Raw genomic sequence first — 11,673 nt, 5'->3', positions numbered from 1 at the left:
ATTTACTCTGGGTTTTTTGCTTTGCCTTAGCCTTTAAGGAGATATGAGGGAGGGTAAAGTTAATGTCAAGATATTTGACATTAACAAAATTGTGAACAAATTGTCTAGTTTATTTATACCACTAACCACCGGCTAAAAACAGAACTAATATTGCCCCATTCTTGTACTATCTTGCTGATATTCAGAATATGAATAATTTTATTATATTTTCTTTATATTCTTACATTATCCATAGAGCCTATTAGGCAAGCAGTTTTTTGCATAATTCAACTGCTTCATCGCCGGTCTCTGCCCAACCATCGGCCTTTATTTCATCGGCCCAAGCCTGGCTGGTGGGCCCACCGCCGACAATTACCTTATATTTGTCTCTCACGTTTTGGGCTTCCAGATATTCGATTAATTCTCTTTGGGCATTCATGGTAGTGGTTAATAAAGCAGTGGCAGCAATAATGTGAGCGCCAACCTCTTCGGCTTTGGCCAGGAAATTCTCGGGTTTCTGATCGATACCCAGGTCATATACCTTAAAACCGGCAGCCGTAAGAAGAGCTGCGACTATATTTTTCCCGATATCATGGATATCTCCCGCAACGGTTCCTATAACAATTTTTCCGGCTGCTTCATCTTCAGCACTACCCATCTCGGCAATAGCAGGTTCCAGAACAGCCATTCCTGCTTTCATGGCGTCGGCAGCCATCATAACGTCGGGCAGGAATGCCTCACCGGCTTTCCAACTGTTACCGATCTCTTCAATTCCTTTAATGTAACCGTTTTTTACGGCTTCAACAGGGTTGATGTTTTCATCCAACACCCTTTGTGCCAGTTCAGCCGCCAAATCTTCATCACCATCAATAACCGCTTCTTTGATTTCTTCAAATAATTGGCTCATAACCTATCCCTCCGTTGTTTAAATTGTTTATAGTTTAAAACTACTTAAGAAGTTCTGCTGTACGTTTTTCGATAAAATTCTTTAATGCTTCGTCAAGCCCCGCATCAAGAGCCGGTGGTTCGTAGTTGGCCAAAACTTCCTGCCATTTCCTGTTTGCGCGCGCATTGGTATCAAGTTTTTCTTTGGCCCAGCCGTCATAAGACTGCCTGTCGCTTAACAGGGCCCGCCGCATTTCGAACTTATGGTTTTTCTTGGTATGCTTCTGGGTCAGGAAGTGACCGCCGGGGCCTACATCAGCAATTACGTCAAAGGCAAACTTTTCTTCAGCAAAGTCAATACCGTTAAGGTACCGCAAAACCATACCGGCTATCTCGTCGTCAATCATGAATTTTTCGTAGGACATAGCCATAAAGTACTGGAGTATGCCCGCTGTATGCAGTACAAAGTTAATGCCTGTTGCACTGGTCGCCAGTAAAGTCATCATTGATTCATAGCCGGCCTGGGCATCGGCAATCTTGGCATCCGATAAACCGCCACCCCCACGGCTCGGTACTCCATAAAACCTGGCTAGCTGGGCGCTGGCCGAAGTGAAGAGGGCACATTCAGGGTTGCCGATGGCCAGTGAACCTGTGGCCATATCAGTGATGGCGGAAGTTGAGCCGTAAACCACCGGAGTTCCAGGGTTTATACATTGAGCGAGGGTAATGCCCGCCAGTACTTCGGCATTTTGCAAAGCTAAGGCTCCGGCCAGGGTAGCCGGTCCTGTTGAACCTGCCATAACCAGGGAAGCAATGACCATGGCCTGTCCGGCCTCGGCATAAGCCATTAATGCTCCCAGCATGCGGTCATCATATTTCAGAGGAGTCACTGAGTTGATCAGGCAAATCAAAGCGGGTTTTTCTTTTATTACATCCCTTCCCCCGAAGAGCATGGCAGCCATTTCAATGGAATCCTCGGCTCTTTCCCGTCCCGAGGCGCTACCCATAAAGCACTTATCAGAGTTTTTAATATGGCTGTATATCATTTTCAGGTGACGGATACGGTCATCTACATCAGTTGGTTCAACCACAGTGCCGCCGGTCATGTGCATGTTTTTGCTGGCGCCCGCCAACTTAACAAAATTATCATAGTCAGCCATGGTAGCATTCCGCCGCGTCCCGTCAGCCTCATGGATAAAGGGAGCGCCGTAACCGGGCATATAAATAATGTGCTCTCCGCCGCAAATCAGATTGTTTTCCGGATTGCGGGCATGCAGGGTAAACTGGGCAGGGGCCTTCTTCACCTGTTCTTCAACAAATTCCCGTTTGAAGTACACCCTGTGGCCGTCTACTTTTTGGCCGTGTTTTCTGAACACCTCCAGGGCAGGTTCGTACAAAAACTCGACACCAATTTCCTCCAATATTTTCATGGTGTGATCGTGTACGGCCTGCACTTGTTCAGGGGTTAAAATATTAAATTTTGGTAGCATAATGAACACCTCTCTTTTATTAATTTTCCTTCTATCCGCCGATACTTTTACCCCGGCTGCTCAATTATAAATTAGAAACTTGCATATACCCAGGCTAGATTGCTGCACTGTCTTCCCGCAAGGCTTTGTAAATGCTGTAACACATTACTAACATGATGAGCATAAATGGAAACGCAGCGGCTATGGAAGCTGTCTGCAGGGCCTTTAACGCAGCGGTACCACCAACCAGGATCAGCATAATGGTGAAAACACCTTGCGCGATCCCCCAGAAACCACGCAGTTTTTCACTGGGGTTCATATCTCCGCCCGAAGTGAGCATGGCCAGCACGTAAGTTGCAGAGTTTGCAGCCCCGATAAAGGAAGCAACAATCAAGACAATTGCCAGGGGAGCAGTAAGTGAATATACCGGCAACTGTTTCAGGGTCGCAAACAGTGCTGTAGTGTAGTCCGCATTAACAGCAGCCTGAATGGCTCCATTGGACAATTTGTCCAGGTTGAAGGCCGCCCCGCCGTATATGGACAACCAGATGAAGGAGAACCCAACGGGCAGCAAAGTTACGGCCAGGATAAACTCACGAATGGTCCGGCCCTTGGAAACACGGGCTACAAACTGTCCGACAAAAGGAGCCCAGGCAATCCACCATGCCCAGTAAAATACTGTCCAGCCCTTTATCCAATCCATGTTGCCCATCCATAAACTCTGCCCGATAAAGTTCTGGAAATAGGCGCCAAGGGTATCGGTGAAGTTATTCAGAATAAAGACCGTACCGCCGAAGAGAAAGATGAATACCATAAAGGCAACGGAGAGCCAGACCTTGATATTGGCAGCGGCCTGCATGGCTTTATGCAGCCCGGAAACGGTGGCCAGGGTAAAAATGACAGTAATTACCGCGATAATAATAGAAATGGTAACAGGTGTCGCCTTGATACCCCAGATATACTCCAAACCGGTGGCAATTTGACTGGAACCAAGACCCAGACTGGTAGCTACGCCGAATACGGTAGCAAATACGGACAGGATATCAATGGCTTTGCCGATTGGTCCGTAAATCCGGTCGCCAATGAGCGGATAAAAAGCCGAACTGATCAGGAAGGGTAGTCCTTTACGGAACTGGAAGTATGCCAGGGCCAACCCACCTATGGCGAAGATAACCCAGGCATGGATACCCCAGTGGAAGAACACAATCCGCATAGCTGTATGCATAGCCTCGGGAGTACCGCCTTTGCCAAAGGGAGGGGATAGGTAGTGCATTATTGGTTCGGCAATTGACCAAAAGACAAGACCGATACCCATGCCCCCGCCAAAAAGCATAGCAAACCACTGGAAGTTGGTGAACTCCGGCTTGTCGTCTTCTTTCCCCAGCTTTATGTTCCCGTAGCGGCTGAAGGCAATGCCGAAAGCAACAACAATGAAAATAACAACCGCCAGCAAATACAACCAGCCAAAATTAGTTGTCAGAAATGCAAATACACTATTAACTACTTCACCCATCTGGTTGGGCAGGAACATACCGAAGGCTACGAACAACAGGACTATGGCTGCAGAAACATATAAAACTGTATTATTTTTCGAGCCGTTTCCTATTGACATAAATTAGAATACCCCCCCTTCACTTTTAGAATATTTTTAGTAATGGGTGTTCAGTTGTACCTAACTTGGTGCCAACCACTTTATTGGCATAAGCAATCATGGCATCGGTGGTGGCTACGGCGCGGTATACCCACGGAGCGTTTGCTATTGGACCGTAAAGGATAAAGTCTCCGCCCTGGGTGATGGGATAAGTGAATACGGACGCACCGGCAACTTCAAAGTACGGCGTGCCTTTAGAGCGCATCTTCTTCCACAGGTAAAGAGCGTTAGACGGTGCACAGCCACCGGGATAACCGAACTTCTCTTTCACATCGTAAATAGCTTTAGTAGTCCAGCTGTTGCTGGCCACGTCCAGAACACCCGGGTCGATAAGGAACTGTTCTATCCCGGCTCTCTTGGCAGCCGCGATAAGGCCTTCATGCTTATCATCACCGGTCAGTAGTTCAAGCCTCTTAGAAGGCTTCAGGTGTTTCTTGCTGAAAGCAAGTATTACTGCAGTTTTTACTCCTGCTTCTTTAATGGCCGCCAATTCTTCTTCGGTATAGTTCTCTTCAATTGAGTTATAAATAATCCTGTTAATAACCGATGGGTCCTTGGCAAAGTTCTTCAGAGCGCCAATACGAATTTCCGGACTTACACTATCCAGCAGGATAGGGCAATCGGTATGCTTGAGAACGAATTCCGCATGCCGGGTCAAAGCTTCAATGCTGTCTCCGATAACATCAACAATTCTTGGGTTACCTGTTTCAGCGCTCAATTCAGCTTCCTGGTCAAGCAGGGATTTAGCTGCATCCTCATCAAAAATACCCTTCTGCGGGTCCTTTACTATTTTGTGTCCCCGGTAGAACATACTGCCGATTAACACAGTAGGGTATTCGCCCGGCTGACCTCCGATCTTTACTCCGTTGATGTCATATACATGCTGTTCGGTTGTAAATCTGAACACTAATCAATACACCTCCGTTTTTTCTCTTCGCAAATCCATGATCATGGAATAGGCCATTAAAACCATCACAAACATGAAAGGAAAAGCGGCAACAATTGAAGCCGTCTGTAAAGCCGTCAGGCCTCCCGTTATCAGGAGTACAACAGCTATGGCTCCCTGTATCACCCCCCAAAATACTTTTGTTGAAGCTGCAGGCTCCAGACTCCCATGGGACAACAGCATTCCGACAACAAATGTCGCCGAATCTGCCGATGTAACAAAGAATGTTATTATTAATATCAGGGCTAACCCTGACAGTAAGCCCGTTAAGGGGTAATAATGGAACACCATAAACAGTCCGGAAGCAATATCCTTCAGAACTGCAGGGACAATATTCTGCCGCTGGATTCCGGCTAAATGCAGGGCTGTCCCGCCGAACACGCCCATCCAAAGGAAACAGAATACTACCGGCGCAATCAAAACACCCAAAACAAACTCCCTGATGGTTCTCCCTTTTGATATTCTGGCAATAAATCCCCCAACAAAGGGCGCCCAGGCAATCCACCAGGCCCAATAAAAGACGGTCCAACTGTTCACCCATCCGGTTTGCTTTACGGGATCAGTATTCAGACTCATCGATAAAAAACTTTGCATATATTGACCGACAGTAGCCGTCATAAGGTTAACCAGAAAACGCGTCGGCCCTATTATGGCCATAAAAATCAGCAGCAGAACAGCCAAGGCCACGTTAGTATTGCTCAGTATTTTAATGCCCCGGCCGATTCCCGATAAGGCCGAAAGAGTAAACAAAATTGTGATTATTGCTACAATCCCAATATTAGTCCAAATTGAATTAGGTATATTAAAAAGGTATTTCAGACCGCTATTAATCTGCATGGTACCTAAGCCCAAGGAAGTGGCCACGCCAAAAATCGTGGCAAAAACGGCCAGCCCATCAAGCGCTTTGCCTACCGGTCCCTTAATCCGCTCACCGAGAATGGGCTGAAAAGTTGAACTGATCAGCATGGGCAGGTCTTTTCTGAACCCGAAATAAGCCAGGGCCAAACCCACGATTCCGTAGACTGCCCAGGGATGAATTCCCCAGTGAAAAAAGGTATAACGCATCGCAATTTCTATGGCCTCATCGGAATAAGGTTTGCCAAAGGGAGGATTGCTGTAATGGGACAGGGGCTCGGCCACACTCCAGAAAACCAGCCCAATTCCCATACCCGCGCTAAACAGCATGGCAAACCAGGAAAAGGTGCTGTACTCGGGCTCATCTTCCGGCCGACCAAGTTTAACGTTACCATATTTGCTGAAGGCCAAAATCAGGCAAAAAGCAACAAATCCCAAAACAATAAGCAAAAAGGACCAGCCAAAGTTACCGGTAATGAACTGCAGGGCATTCTGCAAAGCCTGATTCATGCGTTGAGGAAAAATTGAACCAGCCAAAACAAACACAACCGCCAGTATCCCCATTACCCGGCTTAGTGTTTTATCCTTCCTGACCAGCCCATCCGACATGGCACCCCCTCCAATCAATGCGCAAATTTTGTTTAAGTTTTTCGAATTTACTCGAATATTGTCGCAATTCTTATCTTAATTAGATGATACAAAATCAGGGCATATTTGTCCCTGGATTAATGCTGTACTTTCAGGTACAATATTGACTTTTTGCAGTAGTACTTTTTAGCACTTTCCGGTATGATCTTGCCTTTTCACCGACTTAGCTCTATTTTTATTAGAATGCCCCAATTAAAGATAAAACCCCCTAAGGGGGATGCAGGTTATGGACAAAGGTCTCCTAGATAAATGGGGGAGCTTAAATGTTATCCGGAGCGGATGAATCATTTAAGCTCCCCTTATCGTGCCAACTTGAAACTTTTTCTTCAATCTGAAACTCTCTTTAGGGGGGTAGCTCTTCGATTGGCGGATTCTTGTGTTGTCAACCCGCATGGGTAAAGAGCATGCCCTGGGCAAAAGCTCCCTGAAAATCGGCGGTACCCGCTAATTCCAGAAATTCTACCATTCTGTTGATCTCCGTGGCCTCACTGCGCTTATCGGCAGACAACAGGGCCATTTTGGCTCCTTCTCCGGCCGCGTTACCTATAGAACGCACTTTTCCCTTTGCCCAGTCCGGCAAAAGACCTATGACCAACGCCTGCTCAATGTTCAAAAAGTTGCCAAAGGCTCCCGCTAACAGTACTTCCTCCACTTCCAACCCGTCAACACCGACCTTTTCAACCAGTAACTCCACGGCTGCTCTTAATGCCCCTTTGGCCAACTGAAGCTGGGAAACATCTTCCTGTGAGAAATATATCTCCCGGCCTCCGTTTTCCTCAGCCTTGCGCAGTACAAAGTAATATCCTTTATCGCCTTTTACCAGACGTTCTTTCAGAAATTGGGGCCCATTGTAATCCTCTGGCGCAACAAACCTGCCCCGTCGATTAATTAATTTGGCCTTAATCAGTTCACCCAAAAGGTCCACCAGCCCTGAACCACAGATGCCTTTGGCATGCTCCTGCCCGATTATCTCCAGCCTGATTTCCGGCAAAAGCTGTACTTTACTTATGGCCCCCGTCTCAGCCCTCATCCCGAAGGTGATCTGAGCGCCTTCCAGGGCAGGCCCGGCTGCTGCTGAACAAGCGGCCATTCGACCGTGTGCATTAACAACCAATTCGCCATTAGTACCTATGTCAATCAAAAGGTTAACTCCTTTTTTTCGGTGCAGGCCGCTGGCCAGAACAGCGGCTACTGTATCCCCTCCCACAAAGCCTGCGATAACAGGAAATACCCAGACCCGGGCCCGTGGGTTGACATTTAGGCCAAGTTTATGGGCGTAAACCTCCACAGGATGTTGAATCACCGGTAAGAAAGGAGACCGACCCAGGTTCTTGGGGTTAAGACTAAGGGCAAGGTGATGCATGCAGGTATTCCCGGCCAGAGTTACCGCATAGATATTTTCCGCCGGTACCTCGGATTGTTGTATCACTTTTTCCAGCAGTCCATTAATAGTCCCTATAACCTTCATTTGCAATTGGGTTAAATTATCTTTATCCTGGTAAACAGCATTGATGCGGGATATTACGTCGGCGCCAAAAACCCGCTGAGCATTTAAATCGGCGCTTACAGCCAACTCCTCACCGGTATTCAGGTCCATTAAATACCCGACCACCGTCGTGGTCCCGATATCTACAGCCAGGCCATATAAGGCCCCGGTGGTATCGCCGGGTTCAACATCTATTACCTCGTCGCCCGCGCACACTAAAGTGAGACCTTTTGCCTTGCTACCCGTTTCAGCAAAATGCTGTAAAATTGTCAAATCCCGTGGAATCCGGTAACCAAGCCCTCTGACCTGTTCCTCCAGTCCGTCCCAAAAAGACCTGTTCCCCTGTACATTTCCTTCAATATAATGCTTGCTGAACCCAGGGTTTAAGGCGAAAGCAGGTTTACTGCCCGAAGATAAAATACGGGTGCCAAGGTTATCCAGGCCTTCAGGCAGTTCCACCCATGTATCTTTCTCAACTTTATAGGTACAAGCTAAAACCTGTTTTCTGTCAATGCCGTTCAGTAAGCCTATTGTTATTTTACACTGGCCACACTTGCCCTGTCCCCCGCAGGGGAAATCCATTTGAAACCCGGCGGTCTTAATAACCTCCGATAACCTGGCGCCTTTTTCAACCTGCCATTCTTGCCCGTTATTGAAAACAATTCTTACTTTGTCCATAATTCCCTCCAAGTGAATCAAGCCCCTGGCGGGGCTGTAATTTTAATATAAGGTCTGGTTTGACACGTTATTTAAGAAACCGAAATAAAACCTACTTCACCCGTTATCAGGCGGTTAGCCGCCTCAATGGCATGATATGAATCTGCCGCATAAGCATCGGCTTCTATCGCTAGGGCAAATTCCGGCGTTACAGGTCCGCCGCCTACCAGGACTTTGGTATGATGCCGTAAACCTTCTTCTTTCAACCGGGCAATGACATCACCCAGTTCGCCCATAGTAGTTGTTAACAGGGCTGACATGGCCAAAATGTCCGGCTTGTATTTTTTCACAGCCTTCACAAAATCGCCGGCCGGCACATCAATACCGGCATCAATAACCGAATATCCCGCTCCTTCCAACATCATGGCCACCATGTTCTTGCCGATATCATGCAGGTCACCGGCAACGGTTCCCACAACTACGCTTCCTTTAAATGCAAGCCTGCAAGATGTGAGAAGCGGTCGCAAAACATAAAGACTGGCATGCATAGCCCTGGAGGACATCAACACATCGGGAATAAAAATTTCGTTATCACGAAATTTTTGCCCGACAATTTTCATACCCGGCATTAACCCTTCTTTAATTATTATTTTGGCATTGATACCCACGGCCAGTGCCTTTTCCGTTAAATTTTTAACAACCTGGGCATCGCCTTCCAGCAGACCTTCCTGTATTTGTTTGATGATCTGTTCCATATTGTCTACCTTCCTTCAGCCTGTCACGCCATTTGTCTGAACTGGCTTGGCGTCATCCCTTCTTTGCGGCGGAATACCTTGGAAAAATAGCTCGGGTCATTGTAACCAATCTTTTCAGCTATTTCTTCAATCTGGTAAGCAGGGTTACGCAGCAGCTTTTTTGCCTCTTCTAACCTCACCTTGGTCAGATAATCCATAACAGTCAAACCCTGTTCTTCCTTAAATATGCGGCTGATGTAATAAGGACTGAGATATACAGACTCGGCTATTTCTTCCAACGTCAGGTTTTTGTAATAGTTCTTCCTAATAAAGGCTTTAACTTGATTAATGATATGGTGATTTTTTACCCTGTCATGCCGTTGAACGGCTTTAATGTATTTTTCCAATGCCTGAATGGCATAGAGGTCAATCTCTTCAATAGTGTTGCATCTGTTAATATCCTGGACAAATTCCGTATTGATGCCCAGGACCTGTTCTGAATCGGCTCCGCCTTCCACGGCGGCACGCGACATAAGCACTACCAGTTCCAGTACCCTGGCCTTGATAACGGGCAGTTTGGCCGCTCCTATAATAAAGATGTCAGCCAACAGGGCCTGGAAAATTTTCTTGGCTGTTTCGATATCACCAAGTTTAATTTTACTGACCAATTCCCGTTCCTTATCAAGGGAATAACTCAACTGCAAATTGCGGGCACTAAGTTTTTCTTCCAGCACCTTGCGGTTTTGAATCTCCTCATTCAGTATAGATTGCTGCACGGCCAGTTCATGCCGGTGCTGCAGGTTTTCCCAACCGGCTTTCATAATATAGTTAGCTGTTACGAACAGCAGGTCAGCGGCAGCCTTTACTTTTTTACCGGATACCACCTTTAATTCCTTGGCGGCCTCTATTAACGGGCCAAAGTCATCAGTGAGGTTTTTATTAAATTGCTTTAGTTCTATCCAGAAGAAATCTTCCGGTTCCCACATGAGAACCTGTCCACAAATAATGGAACCCAAATGTTCGCCGTCGATTATGATAGGCGCTGCCCATTCTATTAAACCGGCCGGGCAGCGAAAGATATAAGGCTCACCGAATAAAGCAGCCTGTTTGCCGGCCCTGGCGTAAGCCCCGGCACAACGATGAAGCCCTTTTTCCCGTTGGTATTGCCATATCAACTGGCAGAACTTACAGTTTTTCTGGGCATCCTCTTTACTGAATATGGACCGCCCTTCCGTATCAACTATATTGGCAGTCAGGCCGGTAGCATTTGTAAAAGAATCAAGAATTTTTTTCAGCACTTCTTTATCTACTATTTCCAAAAGACGGCTTCTTTTCGAGGCTTTTTTGAGTTGACTTTGTTTGGTTTTCAATTGAGCCATCTCGCCACCGCCTTTCCATCCTTAAGACCAGTGTACATAATCTCCTTATTTTATTTATAACACCCACTCACAAATAATTACAGGTAAATATTTGTCCTTTCCGGTACAATCCTGCTTTATATTGAAAAGCGGCAATTTTCTTAATATTTGTTTCTCCACATTATTATCAAACCCTTTGGGTAAATATTGCCAGTGTTACAACAAAATAGCAGGTTCATGGTTCATAAATCATTTTTCTGGTCATGCCCCCGTCAATAACCAGATTAGCGCCTGTGATAAAATCGTTTCCTTCAGCGGTTAAAAAAAGGCAGGCACGGGCAATATCTTCAGGTTTACCCACCCGCCCGGCAGGATGTTGTAAATGGTCTATTTCCCGCAATAGGGCATAATCGCCCAATTCGATCCACCCTGGACTTACAGCATTTACCCGAATCTTATCTCGACCCAATGACACAGCCAAAGCATGCGTAAGGGCAACAATTCCTCCTTTGGAGGCGGCATAAGCTTCTGAATCGGGTTCGGACATTATTGCCCTGGTAGACGCAATATTTACAATGGCCCCTCCCCCGTGCTTTCGCATTACTTTGGCCGCTTCCCGCGCACACAAAAACACCCCGCGCAAGTTAATATTAATTATCTCATCCCATTCCGCAACGGTAATTTCGTAGGGCGATTTCCACCTGGAAACACCGGCATTGTTAATTAATATTTCAATGCGTCCATAAGTTTCTTCAGCAAACTTCATCAAGGCTAATATGTCATCGGGACGGCTGACATCAGTCTGGTAAAAAATAGCCTGACCGCCTGCTTTTTTTATAACCTGCTCCGTTTCTTTACCTGTTTCAGGATTTCTTTCTGCGATTATGACCCGGGCATTATGTTCCGCATACATCCGCGCCACCGCCCGGCCTATGCCACTGCCTGCGCCGGTAACAATAACCACTTTGCCGGTAAAGCTCATTTGATCCCCTACCTCTCAAGTTT

9 protein-coding genes are annotated in these 11,673 nt (G+C 46.7%); all 9 read right to left on the bottom strand.

The window, feature by feature from the left end; genetic code table 11:
* Window positions 1–241: 241 nt before the first annotated feature.
* The 9 genes from mtgC to Tfer_RS07565 all read right to left on the bottom strand — a co-directional run bounded on the left by mtgC (window position 242) and on the right by Tfer_RS07565 (window position 11,650).
* Window positions 242–886, bottom strand: coding sequence for a glycine betaine-specific corrinoid protein MtgC (gene mtgC, locus Tfer_RS07605; RefSeq protein ID WP_052217771.1), 645 nt, complete (start codon window positions 884–886; stop codon window positions 242–244).
* A gap of 40 nt (window positions 887–926) precedes the next feature.
* The gene (gene mtgB, locus Tfer_RS07600; RefSeq protein WP_282432060.1) at window positions 927–2,378 is read right to left on the bottom strand and encodes a glycine betaine--corrinoid protein methyltransferase; all 1,452 of its coding nucleotides are present in this window, start codon (window positions 2,376–2,378) and stop codon (window positions 927–929) included.
* A 70-nt stretch (window positions 2,379–2,448) separates the two neighbouring features.
* Entirely contained in the window at window positions 2,449–3,945 is a 1,497-nt protein-coding gene (locus tag Tfer_RS07595; protein ID WP_052217766.1) for a glycine betaine uptake BCCT transporter, read from the bottom strand.
* Between the two features lie 25 nt (window positions 3,946–3,970).
* Window positions 3,971–4,891: a [methyl-Co(III) glycine betaine-specific corrinoid protein]--tetrahydrofolate methyltransferase MtgA gene (gene mtgA / locus Tfer_RS07590; protein ID WP_052217764.1), complete on the bottom strand. Its 921-nt coding sequence runs from the start codon at window positions 4,889–4,891 to the stop codon at window positions 3,971–3,973.
* Window positions 4,892–4,894: 3 nt separating this feature from the next.
* Complete coding sequence (locus tag Tfer_RS07585; RefSeq protein WP_052217762.1) at window positions 4,895–6,394, bottom strand: glycine betaine uptake BCCT transporter; 1,500 nt, start codon at window positions 6,392–6,394, stop codon at window positions 4,895–4,897.
* A gap of 421 nt (window positions 6,395–6,815) precedes the next feature.
* A complete protein-coding gene (locus Tfer_RS07580) occupies window positions 6,816–8,597 on the bottom strand; it encodes an ASKHA domain-containing protein (RefSeq protein WP_052217759.1) in 1,782 nt (593 codons plus the stop codon).
* 71 nt (window positions 8,598–8,668) lie between these two features.
* Window positions 8,669–9,331 carry a cobalamin B12-binding domain-containing protein gene (locus Tfer_RS07575; RefSeq protein ID WP_052217757.1) on the bottom strand — a complete coding sequence of 221 codons (663 nt, stop codon included), beginning with the start codon at window positions 9,329–9,331 and terminating at the stop codon, window positions 8,669–8,671.
* Window positions 9,332–9,354: 23 nt separating this feature from the next.
* Window positions 9,355–10,689, bottom strand: coding sequence for a PocR ligand-binding domain-containing protein (locus Tfer_RS07570; RefSeq protein ID WP_013121770.1), 1,335 nt, complete (start codon window positions 10,687–10,689; stop codon window positions 9,355–9,357).
* 214 nt (window positions 10,690–10,903) lie between these two features.
* Window positions 10,904–11,650 carry an SDR family NAD(P)-dependent oxidoreductase gene (locus tag Tfer_RS07565; RefSeq protein ID WP_052217756.1) on the bottom strand — a complete coding sequence of 249 codons (747 nt, stop codon included), beginning with the start codon at window positions 11,648–11,650 and terminating at the stop codon, window positions 10,904–10,906.
* Window positions 11,651–11,673: the final 23 nt, after the last annotated feature.

Source organism: Thermincola ferriacetica (assembly GCF_001263415.1).
GTDB lineage: Bacteria > Bacillota > Thermincolia > Thermincolales > Thermincolaceae > Thermincola > Thermincola ferriacetica.
Note: the sequence above shows the minus strand (reverse complement) of the source record. Positions and strands in the feature narration are given on the sequence as shown.